The organism is Streptomyces sp. NA02950 (genome assembly GCF_013364155.1).
Classification (GTDB): Bacteria; Actinomycetota; Actinomycetes; order Streptomycetales; family Streptomycetaceae; genus Streptomyces.
The window spans coordinates 9,463,663-9,480,617 of the sequence record NZ_CP054916.1 but is presented as its reverse complement, the minus strand read 5'-3'; the positions used below and the strand labels follow the sequence as shown (position 1 = coordinate 9,480,617).

Here is a 16,955-nt window from a genome sequence, read left to right as displayed (position 1 = left end):
AGGTGAGGAGAGGCCGCACGACGGCCTCCCTTCACCGCCACCACGCACCGGAGACACCCCGTCACCGTGCATCTCGGCGACGCGGCGCACCTGCCGTTGGAAGACCGCACGATGAACCTGGTCGTCACGACCCTCAGCCTGCACCACTGGAACGACGTCCCCGGCGCCGTCAGCGAGGTGGCCCGGGTGCTGAGGCCCGGGGGCCGGTTCGTGGTCTACGACTTCCGCTCGGTGACGGCCACCCTGCCGACTGAAGCCGTGGCCACGTCCCCTCAGTTCGCTGGCGCCGCGGTGGAACACGAGCTGGTCCGGGCCTTCGCCTGGGTCCCCATCCGGCCGTTCGCCCGGCTCGCCGTCCGCCTGTCGGCGGACTGACCGCCCCACCCGCCCTTGATTGCACATGTCGCAGCCGAGATGAGGGTGTCCCGGGCATGCGCTTCGAAGTGGGTCAATCGATATCTGAGCCACGGCGAACTCGAACTGGAAGACCGCTCGTCCACACCGCACCACCAGCCGACCGCGACACCGTCCGAAGTCCTCGCACTCGTAGAAGAGCTGCGCCGGATCCACAAGGTCGTCCCGCTGCCAGGATCACCTTCGAGCTGGCCCAGGCCGGAACACCAATCAGTCGAAGGACCGTGAACAGGCACTTGGCTGATACGAGCATCAACCGGCGCCGGTTCATCGACCCCAATGGCGAGTCCAACCGCCAGCCTCGGAAGATCCATGCCCGACGGCCCGGCCACATGATCCACGTCGATGTGAAGTAGGTGGGCCGCATCCCTGACAGCGGAGGCTGGTGCGCACACGGAGGCGGCAGTGACCAGGCCAAAGCCGTCAACCGGAGAAAGAAGACTGAGCGTGGTGGCTACGTCTATCTGCACTCGGCCATAGACGGGTACAAGCCGTCTCACCTACACCGAAGCACTGCCTGACGAGAAGGCCATCACCGCGATCGCCTTCCTGCACCGTGCCCGCGCCTGGCTGGCCGCCCAGCGGGAGCGAACAGTCAGTCCGGGAGGCGGTCCACGAGCCACCAGGCCGCGCTGCTGGCGGCGAGTTTACCGTCATCGCAAGGGAGGCTGGACAGCAGTGGTTTTCGGGGAACCGGTGCGGCGACAGGTGCGTTGGTGAAGGTCACGGCCCACACGAAGCCTGGCCCCCGGCCGAAGACCACTGTGTCCGAGTGGCCCGGCAGCCAGCGCAACGTGGCGTCGCGGAGCGAGGTGAGGCTGCGGCGCAGGAGGCGTCGCTTGTCGTGGTGTAGCCGATCAAGGTGAGGGGGTGCGCCGGGGGGCGTGTGCCGATGTGGCTTTCGCTCTCTGCCCGCAGGAACGCCCCACCGTGCAACTCTCCGTTGTGAACGGTCAGTTCAACGTGGGAGGTGCAGGGCGGCCCTGTCCCAGCATGACCTACTCCGGCCGCTTGAGTCACTACGTTCGGCGGACGGGCCCTAACTCGTCCGCGGTGTCGCCGAGCGGATGCTCCAGGAGCTGATCGAGGCCGAGGCCACGGCCCGGATCGGCGCGGAGTGGAACGAGCACACCCAGACGCGCACCGCGCTTCGCAGCGGCCACCGCGACAAGACGCTCAGCACCCAGGCCGGCGACCTGGACCTGGCGATCCCCAAGCTGCGGTCGGGGAGCTTCTTCCCCGCGCTGCTGGAGCGACGTCGCCGCATCGACCAGGCCCTGTACGCCGTCATCATGGAGGCCTACGACCACGGCGTGTCCACACGGTCAGTCGACGACCTGGTCAAAAGCCCTCGGCGCGGACACAGGGATATCCAAGAGCGAGTGACCCCGGTTTCGTGGAGTCCCTGAAGCCAGGCTTATGATCCTGGCGCGAAGGAGAACCACGAGCAGTGCCAGCACCACGTAAGTACCCGAACGAGCTCCCGTTTGGGCAGCACGACGAAGCCCTTGTGGCCGTCGCTGCGGCGGATGATGGTCAGTATCAGGTTCAAGGCCCTCGCGCACCAGATGACCAGCATGCCGGTGTATCCGCTGTCCGCCCACACGCGCTTGAGCCGATGATGCCGCCTGGCGGCCCGGGAGAGGAGGTCCTGGGCGGCGTCGCGGTCTGCTGTCGAGGCGGGGGTGACCATGACCGCCAGGATCAGGCCGAGGGTGTCCACCATGATGTGCCGCTTTCGGCCCTTGATCTTCTTCCCGCTGTCATAGCCGCTGGTCGCGGCCTCGACCGTCGAAGTGCCTTTCGCGGACTGTGAGTCGATCACCCCGGCCGTCGGCTCCGTATCCCGGCCCTGGGCTTCACGCATCGCGGCGCGGAGCCGGTCGTGGAACTCGCCGATCAGCCCCTGCTTCCGCCAGCGGGTGAAGAACCGGTACACCGCCTTCCACGGCGGGTAGTCCCCAGGCAGCGCGGGCCACTTCACGCCGTTGTCCACCACATATTGGATCGCGTCGAGTATGTCCCGGTGGCAGTACTCCTCCGGCCTACCGCCCCGGCCATCTGGGTCGCCCATGCTGCCGAGTCGGGGCGCAGCACGAGGGCGCTGGTGTCCGTGTCGAGGTGCCGCGGCTGTTCGCCCGCTACAGCGACGGTACGGGCCTGCTTGGCTGACTGCCCCCAGCCGTCGGGGTGCGGGCGGCGAACGGGCCCGGCGGGCTGCGCCGGTTCTTGAGGCGGCGTGTGCGCAGGCTGGCTTCAGCTACCGGCGTCTTGAGGCGCTGGAGAAGGTGCGGGCGGCGAACCTGAAGTGGCTGGCCGGCTACCGCCACCCCCGCCACCAGGGCCGTCCCGGCCTCTCGGCCTCCGTGCGCGAGGCGTTTGCGCGGCCGCTGATCGAGGGCACCGAAGCGGTCGGCGACCCGAGCGAGGTGATCCCCGCCGTCTTCCATGCCCTGTGGCACGGACAGCTCTTTGCGCCTCTGGATGTCCCGCTCAACGAATGGGTCCTCGTCAGCCCCGGGACAGGCGGTGCGGACGGCCACCGTGGCAGTGCCGGTGGCCCGGGCAACGAGGGCGGGCGGTGAGCGGGCGGCGTGGCGGGCGGCCGGTGCTGAAGGTCGGAGCCCATGTCCGCTTCCGTGAGAGCACCTGGCAGGGCATCGCTCTGGCAGGGCAGCAGATCCACCTGGCCGGTGAGACGAAAACGGACGAGACGGTCGTGGCCGGGCATCTGTTCGCCGATCGGTCCTTCGCCCTGGCGGGTGCCGAGATGCCCCAGGCGGTCACGCAGTGGGGGCTGTTCGAGACCGCACCCGAGAGCGCGCGCCGCAAGGCGCTGGCGTGGCAGCGGCACATCCGCGAGGTGGAGTCCGGCCTGCCCGAGGGGCCCGGCAACGGCGGGGTGCCCGGGCGGAATACGACCCCGGGCGGTTCACGCTCGCGCAGCGTGAGGAGGCCAAGGCCGCCGAGCTGACCGCGATCGGGTTCGGACCGGTCTCCCGCACGACGGTGCAGCGCATGCGCCTGGCCTACCGCGAACAGGGGCTGTGGGGCCTGGTCGACCGCCGCACCACCCGCCGCCCCAGCCCTACCGGGCGCACCGACGAACGCGTCATCGCCGCTGTCGAGGAAGTCCTGCGCCGCCAGCGCGGCCGCTCCAAGGGCACCATCAAAGGCCTGAAGCCCCTGGTCACGCAGATCCTGGAGGACAGGTACGGGCGCGGCACGGTGCCTGTACCGTCCCAGGCCACCTTCTACCGGCTCGTCCACCAGCTCGCCGACCCCGCCGAACATCCCCACCGCCCCGCCCGCACCCTGCCCTCCCCCGCCGACGGGCGGGCATTCACCCCGACCGTGGCGCTGCGCCCCGGCGAACAGGTACAGGTCGACACCACCCGCCTGGATGTCCTGGGCGTCTTCGACGACGGCACCACCGGCCGCCCCGAACTCACGATCGCCGTAGATGTCGCCACCCGCGCCATCCTCGCCGCCGTCCTGCGCCCGGCCGGCACCAAGACCGTGGATGCGGCCCTGCTGCTGGCGGAGGTGGCCGTCCCCCACCCGGCCCGCCCCACCTGGCCCGACGCCCTGCGACTGGCCCACGCCCAACTCCCCCAGCTTCAACGGCTGCTGACCCTGGACGAACGGCTCGAGGGCGCGGCGGCCCGGCCAGAGGTCGTGCCCGAGACGATCGTCGTGGACCGGGGCAAGGTCTACCTGTCCGCGGCGTTCACCGCCGCCTGCGAAACCCTCGGCATCAGCGTCCAGCCCACCCCGCCCCACGCCCCCGCCGCCAAAGGCATCGTGGAGCGCACCTTCGGCACCATCAACGCGCTGCTGTGCCAGCACCTGCCCGGCTACACCGGCTCGGACGTCACCCGCCGCGGGCCGGGCGCCGAAACTGAGGCCTGTTTCAGCGTCGCCCAGCTGCAGGCTCCCGCGGCGGCAAGTGGGAGATCCACACCAACCCCCACGACGCCCGCCAGGTCTGGATCCGCCTGCCCGACGGCCACCTGGCAGAGATCCCGTGGATCCACCGCGACCACATCCACAAGCCGTTCAACAGCGCCACCTGGGAGCACCTCAAGACCGTCACCGCCCGCCACGGCGACCGCGACGCCCACGAAGCCGACCTCGCCGACGCCCTCGACCAGCTCATGCGCGGCGCCCACACCGGCACCGCCAGCCCCGGCGAGCAGCGCCTGATCAGCCGTACCGCACCGCTGAAGACACCCCCGTGGCGTCGGTGTCGGACCACCACAGCCAGACCGGCTTGGGGCTGGCACCGCTGGGCAGGTGGCCAGGCGGATCACCGTCCCCTCGATGATCGGGAGAGTGCCGTCGGCCGCGGCCCAGGAAAAGCGATGGGTCAGTTTGGGATGGAGCCGGTCCCAGGAACGGGCGGTGGCGGTGCTGCCGTAGAGGCGAGTGTCGGTGACGGTCTCGGTGTCCGAGGTGCCCGAGGTGTCGGGCTGGCTGAAGACGAACTCGCCGCCGTGCCGGGGCGGGCGGCCCAGGGTCCCGGGTTGGCGGGGCGGGACGGCCCTGCGCAGGACGCGGTCGGAACGCATCCGGGCGAGCACCTGCACGGGCTGGTCGCCCAGGAGGCAGGCGAGGCGGGGTGCGTCGTACCCGGCATCCGCGATGACGAGGATGTCCGGGTCGCCGCCTGCCACTGCCCGGCGATGATCAGCCGCTCAAGCAGATCGCGCAGCTGCCGGGCGGTGGCAGTCGCGGTATCGTCCCCGGGCGTGAGGCGGAGCGCGTCCAGTGGCGTGGTCCACGAGCTGCGGCCGGGCTCGAGCGCGCAGATGATCGCGTAAGGCCAGCCGGGGACGGGGATGTGCTGGTCCTTGCCCCGCCCGTAGGTGGGGCACAGGATCCGCTGTGGTGAGGTGTGGGCGTCGGGCCGGAGCCAGCAGGTGACGTCGACGGCGAGGACCAGCCGGCCGTCTGCGGCTCGCGGCAAGGGCACCGCGGCCAAGGCCCGCCGGAGCCGGCCGGTGTCGGTACCTCCGCGAGCCACCGCCCCGTAGAGCCCTCCGTGGCCGCGGCGGCGTTCGCCCACCAGCGACAGTTCAGCCAGTGATCTCACCCGTCGCCGCACAGGACAGCATCAGCCGGCTCGAGCAGCGCGTCCGAACGAGCGGTGAGGGAGGAGTAGAACTCGCCCACCTGGCGACCGTCAGCTCTGCCACGCATCGCCGGTCACAAACTTCCATCACATGACGGAAAGTCAGCTCGCTACACCCGGAAACAGACCCCTGACCAGCGGCGATAGCGAACTGCGACTGGAGTACTAAGTCGTGGTTCCGTCATCGGAACAAGGCATGTGTCAAGCCGCACACAAGGCGCGTCCTCATGCTGGTGTCATGCGTGGCGACTCGCAGCACTGAAGAACTCAACTCCACCATTGTTCCCGGTGATTCAGGGCGGCGGGAGCACCCGTACTGCGTTCCCGCGACTCGAGCCCATGGAGACACATATGACACAGGGAGCCGAGCGTTACCCGTGGGGCCGTCGGGCAGCGCGGCTGAAGCTCGGCCGGATCGACGCCCTTCCTCGGACTGCTCGGCGCCGAGAACGCCGAACCGTCGGTCATGTCCACGGCCTTCGACAAGGCCTGCAGCTCCGTTGCCTTGGTCGCCGTACGCCCATCGACACCGCGCAACGCGGGCGAAGCGGCCGACACGCGCTGAAGACGCCTTCGGCTGAGTCGGCGAGCCGTCGGCACGACAGTGCTTCCAGGCTGCTCGTGGACGGCGTGGGCAACCAGGGCCCGGCGGCCGGAAGGATACCGGTGAGGGAGTGGCCCGGCAGAGGGTACCGATGGGGCGCTGTTTCCCGCCCGTCCGCTGCCGACGCCAGATCCGGGGATTCACAAGACCAGCGACCGTCCCACCTCTGCCCTGAAACATCTGTACACCCGCCTTCAGGAGACTGATGTGACCCAAGACCTCGCGATGTCGCCGTCCGACCGCCCGCGGAACGTACCGGCCGCGGTGGCGACGGACGTGGACGGGACCCGTTTCGACTACTCGCCCTACGCGACGAGCTACCGGCAGCGCGCCGACTACGTGCCCGCCGTCGTCACCAGCGTGCTGCGCACCGCCGGGGTGGGGCCGGGCGACCTGGTGTGCGACATCGGCGCCGGCTCGGGACACCTGACCGTTCCGCTGCTCGAAGCCGAACTCCGGGTCGACGCAGTCGAGCCGACCGCCTCCATGCGCGCGGTGGGACAGTCGCGCACCGAAGGCTACGCCGACGTGTCCTGGTACGAGGGCACCGGGGAGGAGTCCGCACGTCCTGCGGGGGTCTACCCCCTGGTGACCTTCGGCTCGTCGTTCGACCGCACGGACCGTCCCGCCGCGCTGCGCGAGACCGCACGCATCCTCGAACCCTCCGGCCACTTCGCCTGTCTGTGGAACCACCGGAACCTGGAGGACCCGCTGCAGGCACGGATCGAGGAAGAGATCCATGAGAGGGTGCCGGGTTTCACGTACGGGATCCGGCGCACCGACCAGACCGGCCTCATCGTGGCGAGCGGTCTGTTCGAGACACCGGTGACGATCACAGGCGAGCAGGTCTTTCGGCTGCCCGCCGAAGCCTGGTGCGAGGCCTGGACCTCCCACGCCACCCTGGGCCAGCAGGCCGGAGCCGGCTTCGGCGACGTGCTGGACGCCATCCGTGAGTTGGTGCGCAAGGAGGCCGGCACGTGGATCGACGTACCTTATGTGACGCGGGCGTGGATCGCGCAGCGGAAAGCGCCGGGCGGGAAGGCCCCGCGATGAGCCAGACCCGCGTCCGCCTCGGCACCAAGGCTGAGTCACTCGCACGCATGACACCACTTCTCACCACGGGCCGGATCCTGCCCCTGCTGTACGCGTCGCTGCGCGACTGGCGTGCCGATCCGGAACGGCTGCTGGACGAGCTGGCCGAGCAGGACTGGGGCGCGGACCCGGTGATCGTACGCAGCAGCGCGGTGACGGAGGACAGCGCGACGGGATCGCAGGCCGGGCGGTTCCGTTCCCTGCCCGGACGGCGGGGTCGACGGGCCGTAGCAGCGGCTGTCGAGGAGGTGTTCGCGTCGTACGACGAGGAACGCGAACTCGATCAGGTGCTGATCCAGCCGCAGTTGACGGACGTCCACGCCAGCGGGGTGGCGTTCTCGTGCGACGCCAGCAGCGGCGCCCCGTACCGTGTGGTGAACTGGAGCGAGAGCGACCGCGTCGACGCCGTGACCGGCGGCCGGGAGAACGGACTGCGCATCGCGTACGGCTCAGCCTCGGTGCCGCCCGCGCTGGCGCCGTCGCCCCTCGTGGGGTCGGTGTGGCGGCTGCTGGACGAGCTGATCGACCTGACGGGCGAGGATTTCCTCGAAGCGGAGTTCGCGGTGTCCGCGACGGGTGTCCTGGTCCTGCTCCAGGTGCGGCGGCTGACCTCGGTCGCCACGCCGGTAGGCGCGGACCGGCACCGCACCGTCTTGGCCGAGACGGCGCGGCTGGTCGCTCAATCGGCCACCGACCGCCCCAGGCTGCTCTCGGGCCGCGCGGTGTTCGGCGTGATGCCCGACTGGAACCCAGCCGAGTTGATCGGGCTGCGTCCCCGGGCGCTGTCCCTCTCCCTGTACCGTTACCTGATCACCGATCAGGTCTGGGCCAGGGCGCGAGCGCGGTACGGCTACCGGGATGTGCGCGGGGTCCCGCTGCTCGTGGACTTCTCGGGGCTTCCCTACGTGGACGTCGCGGCGAGTGTGACGTCCTTCGTCCCGCGTGACGTACCATGCCCTCTCGCCCGGCGGCTGGTCGAGCACAGGCTCGAACGCCTCGTCGCGCAGCCCCATCTGCACGACAAACTGGAATCGCGGATCGTCGTGTCCGCCCACTGCTTCCGCACACGCGAACGGCTGGCCGAGCTGGCCGACGCGGGAATCGGCCGGGCGGAGCGGGACCTGCTGGCCGACAGCCTGAGGCGGCTCACCGACCGAATGGTGAAGGGTCCCCTGTGGGAGGAGGACCTGGCCCGTCTGGATCGGCTCCGCTCCGGGGGCGTCGCACGTGTCCATGCGCCGGGCTGCGGCGGGGCCGTACCCGGCTGCTGCGGACCGGCCCTGTCCGACCAGCTGCAGAGGTGCCGGGAGTACGGCACGTACCCGTTCGCCGCGCTCGCGCGTGCCGCCTTCGTCGCCATGGACATGCTGAACGATTTGGTGGCCGAGGGCGTCCTCTCGGCCAACGACCGCGCCGCCTACGTCAGTGGCCTCGCCCTGGTCACCAGCGAGCTGCGCCGGGACTTCACCCACTTGGGCCGGGACGCCTTCCTCAAACGCTACGGCCATCTGCGGCCGGGTACCTACGACATCCTGTCACCGCGCTACGACGAGGTGCCGGAGGTCTACTTCGACTGGTCGGCGCCGCCCCCGACGGGCGGTGAGCCGGTGGAGACCGAGCCGTTCCGGATGGGCCCACGGCAGATGAGACGACTGGACGAGATCATCACACGTGAGGGCTTCACCTTCGACGCCGCCAGGCTGCTGGATTTTATATCCGCCGCCATCCGGGGCCGCGAGCGGTGCAAGTTCGAGTTCACCTCGCCTCTCAGCGACGTTCTCACCGGTGTGAAGCTGCTCGGCGAGCGGTACGGCTGCGACGCGGACGACATGTCGCACGTCCCCCTCGAGACCGTCGCCAGCCTGTCCGGCCGTCCGGAGCGGGACGCCGGCGTCCTGCACGAGGCGGTGGCTCGCGGTCATGCGGAGTATGACGTGACCCGCTCCCTCACGCTCCCCCCGCTGCTCACCGGAGAGCAGGACGTGTGGAGCTTCGAGATCCCGCAGACCCAACCCAACTTCGTCACCCGGGGCCGCGTGACCGCGCCCGTCGCCGACCTCGACGCAGGAGCCCTGCCGGACGGCTCGATTGCCGCGATCGCCAGCGCCGACCCGGGGTATGACTGGGTGTTCACTCGGGGCATAGTCGGTCTGGTGACCGCGTTCGGCGGGGCCAACTCCCACATGGCCATCCGTGCCCTGGAACTGGGCATTCCCGCCGTGATCGGCGCCGGGGAGGCTCTGTTCCGGCAGTGGTCGCGGGCGCGGGCTCTGGAGATCGACGCGGCGGCCGGTCTGGTGAGGGTACTGCCGTGACCAGGACCATGCCCCTGGTGGGCGTCACTCAACGCAGCCTGCCCGCCAACGAGTTCGGCGAACACCGCTATGCGCTCGACGCCCGCTGGTTCCCCTTCCTGGAGCGGTGCGGGGTCGTGCCCGTGCCGCTGCCCAACTCCGCGGTTCTGGCCGCGCGCACTACCGTCGGCTTCGGACTCGACGGACTCGTGCTCACCGGCGGCGACGACCTGGCCGCGTACGGCGGTCCCTCACCCGACCGGGACAGGACCGAACTGGCTCTTCTGAGCTGGGCCCTGCGTACGGGCCACCCCGTGCTGGGTGTGTGCCGGGGCATGCAGCTCATGGTGCACGCCTTCGGCGGCCAGCTGGCCCGGGTCGATGGACACGTCGCCACCCGCCATGAGGTCCGTGTCGCAGACGGCGGCCCACGGACCGTCAACAGCTACCACCGTTGGGCGGCGTACGTGGCTCCGGCACCACTGGCTCCCACTGCCCGCTGCGGGCCGGTGATCGAAGCCGTTCATCACCAAAGGGCACCAGTCGAGGGAATCATGTGGCATCCCGAGCGGGAGGAGCCCTTCGCCCCCGACGACGTCTGCGCCGTGCGGCGGCTCCTGCGGGGTGAAGACCGATGAGGGCGGTGGTGCTCGCTGCGGGCCGCGGCTCCCGCATGGGCCCGGCCACCGCCGACCGGCCGAAGTGTCTGATGGAGATCAGGGGTCGGACGCTGCTGGAGCGTCAGGTGGCGGCACTGCGCGAAGCCGGTGTCGTGGATACGTCCGTAGTCGCGGGCTGGCGAGCCGAGGCGTTCGCCGAGATCGGTCTGCCGGTCTTCCGCAACGACCGCTGGGCCGAGACGACGATGGTCGAGTCGCTCGCGGCGGCTGAGCCATGGCTGTCCCGCGGCACGGTACTCGTCGTCTACGGCGACATCGTGTTCTCCCCCGCCACCGTGCGCCGTCTCCGCGAGTGCCACGCCGACCTCGCGATCGCCTATGAGCCCGACTGGCAGGCCTTGTGGAGCCGGCGGTTCGCCGACCCCCTCGACGACGCCGAGACCTTCGTTCGTGACGCGACCGGTGCGCTGGTGGACATAGGCGACCGGCCCGCCACCACCGCGGAGGTCCAGGGCCAGTACATGGGCCTGCTGCGGATCAGTCCGGTGGGGTGGGCTGTGATGAGCCGGGCTCGCGACGCCGACCCGGCGGTGCGGGGGCTGGACATGACGGGCCTGCTGCGTCACCTCGTACGACGACGCCTGCTGCCGGTGGCGACGGTGGCCGTCGAAGGGCCCTGGTACGAGTTCGACCACCCGTCGGACGCCGAAACCGGCCTGGAGGTCATCGGTCGGCTCGATGCCGCGTCCCGCCTGCCGCTCCCCGCTCACCGCAGGGAACGCATCGGAAGCGACGCGCTGGAAGAGGGGAGATGGAGCCGGTGACCGAAGCCCATTGCGGGGCCGTATGGATCACGGGTATGTCCGGTGTGGGAAAGAGCACGGTGGCCCGCTTGGTGGCGGACCGTCTCACCGCCATGGGACGGTGCCCCATCCTGCTCGACGGCGACCGGTTGCGTGCGATCGTGCCCGTGCCCATGGGCTACGAGCCACGGGATCGGCTGCGCATGGCGCGGTTCTATGCCCAGCTCACCCATGAACTGGTCACCCAGGGACATCTCGTGCTGTGCGCCACGGTGTCCCTGTTCCACGAGGTGCATGGGTGGAACCGTGCCAACATTCCGGGCTACCTCGAGGTATGGATGCGGGCTCCGATCGAGGAACTGAGGGGCAGGGCCGGGAAGGCGGACTTCTACCCGGATCCCACCACAGGACGACGCGCACTGCCGCACGTAGTGGGCGTGCACACCACGGCCGAGTTCCCCCGCAGCTCCGACTTGGTGATCGACAACCACGGAGCGACCACCGCAGATCTGGCGGCCGACCGAATCGTCGAAGTCCTCACCGCACGCGGTGCGCACCCCGCCGAGCGATGAAACCCCGGCGTCCGCCCGCCAGGCCGGGCGGACGCCCCGAGCGGCATGCCCCATGCCGAGTACACCGACACAAAACCGAGTTGGAGATGAGCAAAGTGAGATCAGCATCGCATGCGACGACCACGGCCAAGCCACTGCTGTCCATGCTCGACGGTTTCCGGCGCACGATGGTGCTGGCCACAGCGGTACGGCTAGGTCTGTTCGATGTGCTGGCCCAACGCGGGCCGATGAGTGCCAAGGAGCTGGGAGCCGCTCTCGTCCTTCGGAAGCGACCCGCGCTCATGCTGGTGACGGCGTGCGTCTCGCTTGGGTTACTGATCCCCGAGGAGGACGGCGAGCGGTTCGGCAACAGCCCTATCAGCTCCAGGTACTTGGTCTCCTCGGAGCCCTTCTGGCTGGGCGGCTTCGTCAGGCTGATCGAGGAACAGCAGTACCCCGCGTGGGGCGAACTGTTCACCGCTCTGCGCGAGAACCGGCCGACCGTGTGGAGCGTACGCGAGAGGTCCGCCAAGTTCGCCACCGCGGGCGTCGACGAGATCGAGTTGTTCTGGAAGGCGATGCGCTCATTGTCGAGGCCCGTCGCCGACACGGTCGCACGGTCTTTCGACTTCGCTCCCCATCGCGGCCTGCTCGACGTCGGCGGCGGCCCCGGAGAACTGGCCGTGCGGCTGTGCCGACTCCACCCCGCCCTGCGCGCCACGGTCTTCGACCTGCCACCGGTGTGTGCCCTCACGGCCGGCACCCTCAAGCAGGCCGGACTGGACGACCGCATCGCCGTACACCCCGGCGACCTGATCGCCGACGAGACCCTTCCCGGCGGCTATGACGTGATCACCTTGAGCAACGTCCTCCACATGTTCGACCGGGACACTAACGAGCGGATCCTCCGCAAGTGCCATGCCGCGCTGGACGGTGGAGGAACTCTGATCATCGTGGAGGCGTTCGTCGAGGACGACGGGACGGGCCCCGCGGATGCCGCGCTGATGTGCCTCAACATGCTGGTGGACACGGTCGGGGGCGGTAACCACACGCGCGCCGAGTACGAGTCCATGCTGGCCGGTGCCGGGTTCACGTTCACGGAGCGGTTGCCGCTGGATCAGCCCGTTCCGTCAGCGGCCAGCGGCCTGCTCGTCGCCCGCAAGGCGGAGGACCGCTCATGACCGCCCGGGCCGTGGACGTCCTCGGCGTCGGCGCGGTCACGGGCTACGGCTGGGGGATGGACCCGCTGTGGGCCGGACTGCTCTCCGGCCGGACCAGCGCGCGGCCGCACACCGGACTGGGTGGTCGTTTTCCCGATCCGTGCTGGATCGCGCGCGTACCCGAACACGCCGCCCCGGAGCCGGCGGGTACCCGCTACACGCGGGCCGTGACCGCCGCCGCCGATGAAGCTATCGTCGACGCGCTCGCCAGGGGATGGCGCCCGGGCGAGCGGGTGGCGGTGGTGCACGCCACCACAGGGGCCGACCGGGAGCGCTTGCGCGCGCGGTACCTGGCTTGGGGAGAGGGCAGCGCCCGGCGCATGTTCGTCGAGCAGACGTGGACGACGAGCGGCAGCGAGGTGATGCGGCGCCACGGCTACCACGGCCCCTTCGTCATCGTAAGCACCGCGTGTTCCTCCGGCTTGCACGCACTGGCCGTCGCACACCGGCTGCTGCTCATGGGGGACGCCACGGACGCGGTGGTCGTCTCCGCTGACATCGGTGCCGACGGCGAGGAGATACGTCTGTTCTCCGAGCTCGGGGCGCTCGTGTACGACAAGTCTCCGGACGACGTCTGCCGTCCCCTGCAGTCGGGAACCAGCGGATTCGTCATGGGGGAAGGAGCCGGCGCGCTGGTCCTGTCCCGGTCCGCACGCTCCTCCAAAGAGGCGTATGCACGGCTGCTGGGCACCGCCATGAGTAATGACGCCTATCACCCGACCAGCATCGAGCCGTCCTTCACCCATGTGCTGCGGGCCTTGGACGCGTCCCTGCGCATGGCCGACGTCTCCCCGGGGGATGCCGGCTACTACGCGGCACACGCCACGGGCACCCGGGAATGTGACAACACGGACCGGGCCGCCCTGGCCCATCTGGGCGACCAAGCCGTCGCCTTCGGCTTCAAGCCCCTGCTCGGCCACACCATGGGCACCGCGCCGATGCTGGAGGCCGTCATCACCGCCAACGCATACCGCGAGGGCTTTCTGCCCGCCGTCACACCGCTGACGCAGCCGCATGCGCAGCTCGCGCCGCGGCCCGGACCACACAAGGGCGGCGTCACCGCCCAGCTGGCCCTTGGATTCGGCGGAAACATAGCGACGGCCGTCTGGGCGGAGGCGCAGAACCGGCCGCACGGCGTGCCGATGGAACGCCGCGACAAGGGACAAGGAACATCCGTGACAACAGCCCATGGGCCCATGCCCGACCCCGTGAAGCTACACAAGGAAAATGTCAGGATGCTGGGAGAGCAGGACGTGGTGGTCGCCGCCTACCCCGGCTCTGGGAACGCGCTGCTCGGCAACATCCTGATGGAACTCGGCTTCGCCCACCTCGACCCCTACACCGAACGGGTCGCCGAGAGCGGTGACGCACAGGTCATCACCGAAACGGTGGACTACCGCCGCAGGCTGTCGGCCGTGGACGCCCATGACCGTCGGACGAACAGCGTCCGGCCGAAGGCCGGCGAACTGCGGTTCTGCAAGAATCACCTGCCACCTCAGGATTTCACCGACGTACCGCTTGCCGGGGCGGTCCTGCTGGTGCGTGATCCGCGTGACGCGATCCACTCCTCCTACCACTGGTTCCGCAGCTTCGTCTCGATGTGGCTGCCGGGCAGCGACAAGGGAAAGGGAGCCTTCGAAGAGTTCCTCGACGGTCTCGGCATCAACGATGAGCCGCCCATTCAGGGCTGGGTCGACCTCTACCGGTCCTGGCACGACGCCCTGCCGGGACTGCGCCGGTCCGCGGTCGTACGGTTCGAGGATCTGAAGGCGGATCCGACGGCGGTCACACTGCGACTGCTGAGCGCCTTCGGCCTGACGCGGTCGCCGGAGGCGGTCGCGCGGGCGGTGGAACGCAGTGACTACGTGCGGATGCGGGCGCACGAGGACCGCGTTGCCGCGCAGGGCGTCCAGGACCGTGGATCAGCCGGGTGCCCGCCGCGCATCATGCGGCGCGGCAAGGTCGGCGAGTGGCGGGAGTGGTACGGCGACGAAACGCTCGCCGCACGGTTCCGGCACCCGGAACTCGTCACGGTCGCGAGCCGGTTCGGATACCAGCTCGCCGACGCGAGCGGGTGAGGGCCCCACCGGGTCACCGCATCCGGCTCAGTGCGCGGACTGGACGACGTCCTCAATGGCCTTGCCGCGCGGACGGGAGATGCCGTGCTTCTCGAAGAGCTCCGGCACACCTGCCAGCGCGGCATGGTGAAGGCGCTCTTCTGGACTCGCCAAGGCATCCGAGCCGAGGGTTGTTCAAATCTGCCCCAGCCTCCCGCTGACCATCACCGACGGCTGACCTACAGCAGACCGGGGCCTGCCCGACCGCGCCTGTCAGGGACACAGTCCGGAGACCCCGGAACCCCCAATCTATCTACCTGTGTCGATCTCATCGGCGCGGACACTCACGACAAACGGGCTGGCAGACACCACCGCCGCCACCCCGATACACAACACGCTGCACCTCGACCCCACCCCGAGGCTCTTTTTATGGACATGCCACACTGCCCACCTCGATCACACCGAACTCAAAAGAATTACCAGTTGAGTTGCAACACTTCCCATCTGAACTGCCGCATCCCAGATCAACAGCATGATGAAGTCAGAGGTGTTCACATAACCGCAGGTCACAGGACTACCTCAGACGCCATCCGCTTTCCGAACGTGATCGTTTGGTTCGGGCTGGGTGGGCATGAACTCCGGCTGGCGGCGACAGAGATGGGCGTGGTTCGTCCGTTCGTCTTGCTTGTGGAGGTGGCTCGTGCCGTCGGTGCTCGGTCTGCTGGAGGCCCGGGAGAAGAAGGTCCGGGAAGAGGTGGCACGGCTGCGGGAGGAGGCCGAGCGGGTGCAGTCTGCGCTCGGCGAGGCGGAGCGGGCACTTCAGCGTCTGGCGGATGCCCGGGTGACGGTGGCCGAGGTGCTGGCGGAGCCGCCTGTCGCGGTCGCGGAGCCGGTGGTGAGTGCGGTGGCGGGGTCGGTGGTGCCCAGACGGGTCGAGGGCATGACAGCGACGGCCCTGCCTCCGGACTACCAGCGGATCATGTCCGTGCTGGAGCCGGATGCGGCCCGGGAGGGTATGCGGTGCCAGCAGCTGGCCGCAGCCCTGGGCCTTCAGGCGGTTCCAGCGAAGGTCGAGGGGCTGCGGTCGAAGACGAAACGCCTGGTGGAGCGGGGGTGGGCACTCCAGGTGCGGGCGGGGGTGTTCACCCCGCTCGGGGCGCCGGCCGACTGAAGGCGCCCGGCCGGCGCCCGGCCAGGCGGCTCCTCATGAGCATGGTCATGGACCACAGCACCATGGCCTCGTGCATGGCGGGCAGCGTCTCGTAGTCGCGCACCAGGCGGCGCGAGCGCATCAGCCAGCTCAGCGTTCTTTCCACCACCCACCTGCGCGGCAGCACCACGAACCCGCTGGTGTCGTCGGTGCGTTTGACGATCTCAAGGGTGATCTGGAGCTTGTCGGCCGCCCAGTCGACGAGCCGACCCGCATAGCCACCGTCCGCCCAGACGAGGCGGATGGAGACGTACATGGTGCGCAGCCGCTCCAGCAAGGGCAGTGCGGCGTGGCGGTCCTGCACGCTCGCCGCGCTCACCACGACGGCCAAGACCAGGCCGAGGCAGTCCACCACCAGGTGCCGCTTGCGGCCGCCCACCTTCTTCCCGCCGTCCCACCCGGACGTCGAGCGCGGAATGTTCGCCGCTGCCCGCAGTGACTGCGAGTCCACGATGGCGGCCGTCGGGTCCGGCGAACGGCCTTCCTTCTGGCGCACCTTGTCGCGCAGCCGGTCGTGGAGCTCGGCAAGCAAGCCCGTCACCTGCCAGCGGCGGGCGAACGCGTGCACCCGCCGGTACGGCGGGAAGTCACAGGGCAGGTCGACCCACTTGACGCCGTTGTCGACTACATAGCGGACCGCATCCGACATCACGCGGTGGCAATAGCCCTCCGGCCGCCCACCCCGCCCCTGAAACCACGCGGGGACCGGCAGCAGCGGCCGGATGACCTGCCACTCCGCCTCCGTCAGGCCGGAGCCGTAACACCGCACGCGGTCCGGCCCGTCCGCCGCGTTGCCGAACCTGTGCGCGAGACAGTCACACGCCAGAGACGGCGCGTTGGACTCCAAAGACGCCAGCACGAAAGACTGCGACACAGGGTGCCTCCTGGTGCTGCTCGGTTGGGATCGCAACCCCGAGCTACCAGGAGGCCCTGCCGCTATGTCCCGACTGCCGAGA

The 16,955-nt window shown here is 69.6% G+C and carries 14 protein-coding genes and 4 pseudogenes; 14 read left to right on the top strand and 4 right to left on the bottom strand.

Translation table 11 applies throughout. The annotated features are described in order from the left end of the window. Positions 1–60: 60 nt before the first annotated feature. The 3 pseudogenes from HUT19_RS40550 to HUT19_RS40540 form a co-directional block, all read left to right on the top strand. Positions 61–375 (top strand): annotated as a pseudogene (locus HUT19_RS40550) (class I SAM-dependent methyltransferase); the annotation flags it as partial. Positions 376–393: 18 nt separating this feature from the next. Continuing rightward, positions 394–993: pseudogene (locus HUT19_RS43825) on the top strand (leucine zipper domain-containing protein); the annotation flags it as partial. 404 nt (positions 994–1,397) lie between these two features. After that, positions 1,398–1,797, top strand: a pseudogene (locus tag HUT19_RS40540) (transposase); the annotation flags it as partial. Positions 1,798–1,831: 34 nt separating this feature from the next. On the opposite strand, the gene HUT19_RS40535 reads toward HUT19_RS40540, so the two are convergent. After that, complete coding sequence (locus HUT19_RS40535) at positions 1,832–2,488, bottom strand: IS5 family transposase (RefSeq protein ID WP_176186242.1); 657 nt, start codon at positions 2,486–2,488, stop codon at positions 1,832–1,834. Here HUT19_RS40535 and HUT19_RS40530 point away from each other — a divergent pair. Genes HUT19_RS40530 through HUT19_RS40525 form a run of 3 tightly spaced genes read left to right on the top strand, consistent with a single transcriptional unit; the run spans position 2,433 to position 4,620 of the window. Continuing rightward, entirely contained in the window at positions 2,433–2,999 is a 567-nt protein-coding gene (locus tag HUT19_RS40530; RefSeq protein ID WP_368661734.1) for a TnsA-like heteromeric transposase endonuclease subunit, read from the top strand. The genes HUT19_RS40535 and HUT19_RS40530 overlap by 56 nt on opposite strands. Continuing rightward, entirely contained in the window at positions 2,996–3,388 is a 393-nt protein-coding gene (locus tag HUT19_RS43820; RefSeq protein WP_254886085.1) for a hypothetical protein, read from the top strand. The genes HUT19_RS40530 and HUT19_RS43820 overlap by 4 nt, the downstream gene beginning before the upstream one ends. A gap of 44 nt (positions 3,389–3,432) precedes the next feature. After that, positions 3,433–4,620 (top strand): DDE-type integrase/transposase/recombinase, encoded by a 1,188-nt coding sequence (locus tag HUT19_RS40525; protein ID WP_254886084.1) that lies wholly within the window; start codon positions 3,433–3,435, stop codon positions 4,618–4,620. Between the two features lie 30 nt (positions 4,621–4,650). Here HUT19_RS40525 and HUT19_RS40520 read toward each other — a convergent pair. Continuing rightward, a pseudogene (locus HUT19_RS40520) lies at positions 4,651–5,616 on the bottom strand (transposase); the annotation flags it as partial. A gap of 743 nt (positions 5,617–6,359) precedes the next feature. Here HUT19_RS40520 and HUT19_RS40515 point away from each other — a divergent pair. From HUT19_RS40515 to HUT19_RS40485, 7 genes are all read left to right on the top strand, one after another. Beyond that, the gene (locus HUT19_RS40515; protein WP_217712344.1) at positions 6,360–7,205 is read left to right on the top strand and encodes a class I SAM-dependent methyltransferase; all 846 of its coding nucleotides are present in this window, start codon (positions 6,360–6,362) and stop codon (positions 7,203–7,205) included. Continuing rightward, the gene (locus tag HUT19_RS40510) at positions 7,202–9,559 is read left to right on the top strand and encodes a PEP-utilizing enzyme (protein ID WP_176186240.1); all 2,358 of its coding nucleotides are present in this window, start codon (positions 7,202–7,204) and stop codon (positions 9,557–9,559) included. The genes HUT19_RS40515 and HUT19_RS40510 overlap by 4 nt, the downstream gene beginning before the upstream one ends. Further along, entirely contained in the window at positions 9,556–10,176 is a 621-nt protein-coding gene (locus HUT19_RS40505; RefSeq protein WP_176186238.1) for a gamma-glutamyl-gamma-aminobutyrate hydrolase family protein, read from the top strand. Before HUT19_RS40510 ends, HUT19_RS40505 begins: the two co-directional genes overlap by 4 nt. Further along, positions 10,173–10,982, top strand: coding sequence for an NTP transferase domain-containing protein (locus HUT19_RS40500; protein ID WP_176186236.1), 810 nt, complete (start codon positions 10,173–10,175; stop codon positions 10,980–10,982). Before HUT19_RS40505 ends, HUT19_RS40500 begins: the two co-directional genes overlap by 4 nt. After that, positions 10,970–11,533, top strand: coding sequence for an adenylyl-sulfate kinase (locus HUT19_RS40495; protein WP_303332562.1), 564 nt, complete (start codon positions 10,970–10,972; stop codon positions 11,531–11,533). Before HUT19_RS40500 ends, HUT19_RS40495 begins: the two co-directional genes overlap by 13 nt. A 95-nt stretch (positions 11,534–11,628) precedes the next feature. Continuing rightward, on the top strand, positions 11,629–12,693 hold the full coding sequence (locus HUT19_RS40490) for a methyltransferase (RefSeq protein WP_176186232.1): 1,065 nt from the start codon (positions 11,629–11,631) through the stop codon (positions 12,691–12,693). After that, complete coding sequence (locus tag HUT19_RS40485) at positions 12,690–14,810, top strand: beta-ketoacyl synthase N-terminal-like domain-containing protein (protein WP_176186230.1); 2,121 nt, start codon at positions 12,690–12,692, stop codon at positions 14,808–14,810. The genes HUT19_RS40490 and HUT19_RS40485 overlap by 4 nt, the downstream gene beginning before the upstream one ends. Before the next feature lie 27 nt (positions 14,811–14,837). Here the strand turns inward: HUT19_RS40485 and HUT19_RS44115 are convergent, their stop codons facing one another. Beyond that, positions 14,838–14,963 carry a hypothetical protein gene (locus tag HUT19_RS44115; protein ID WP_303332561.1) on the bottom strand — a complete coding sequence of 42 codons (126 nt, stop codon included), beginning with the start codon at positions 14,961–14,963 and terminating at the stop codon, positions 14,838–14,840. Between the two features lie 526 nt (positions 14,964–15,489). Between HUT19_RS44115 and HUT19_RS40480 the strand changes: the two genes are divergently transcribed. Next, positions 15,490–15,960 carry a hypothetical protein gene (locus HUT19_RS40480; RefSeq protein WP_176186228.1) on the top strand — a complete coding sequence of 157 codons (471 nt, stop codon included), beginning with the start codon at positions 15,490–15,492 and terminating at the stop codon, positions 15,958–15,960. On the opposite strand, the gene HUT19_RS40475 is transcribed toward HUT19_RS40480, so the two are convergent. Then, positions 15,932–16,873 (bottom strand): IS5 family transposase, encoded by a 942-nt coding sequence (locus HUT19_RS40475; protein ID WP_254886082.1) that lies wholly within the window; start codon positions 16,871–16,873, stop codon positions 15,932–15,934. The genes HUT19_RS40480 and HUT19_RS40475 overlap by 29 nt on opposite strands. Positions 16,874–16,955: the final 82 nt, after the last annotated feature.

Coding starts and splice junctions, on each gene's coding strand:
- HUT19_RS40530 (WP_368661734.1), top strand. CDS start 2,433: ATGTCCCGGTGGCAGTACTCCTCCGGCCTACCGCCCCGGCCATCTGGG.
- HUT19_RS40535 (WP_176186242.1), bottom strand. CDS start 2,488: ATGGGCGACCCAGATGGCCGGGGCGGTAGGCCGGAGGAGTACTGCCAC.
- HUT19_RS40525 (WP_254886084.1), top strand. CDS start 3,433: ATGCGCCTGGCCTACCGCGAACAGGGGCTGTGGGGCCTGGTCGACCGC.
- HUT19_RS40510 (WP_176186240.1), top strand. CDS start 7,202: ATGAGCCAGACCCGCGTCCGCCTCGGCACCAAGGCTGAGTCACTCGCA.
- HUT19_RS40500 (WP_176186236.1), top strand. CDS start 10,173: ATGAGGGCGGTGGTGCTCGCTGCGGGCCGCGGCTCCCGCATGGGCCCG.
- HUT19_RS40495 (WP_303332562.1), top strand. CDS start 10,970: ATGGAGCCGGTGACCGAAGCCCATTGCGGGGCCGTATGGATCACGGGT.
- HUT19_RS40485 (WP_176186230.1), top strand. CDS start 12,690: ATGACCGCCCGGGCCGTGGACGTCCTCGGCGTCGGCGCGGTCACGGGC.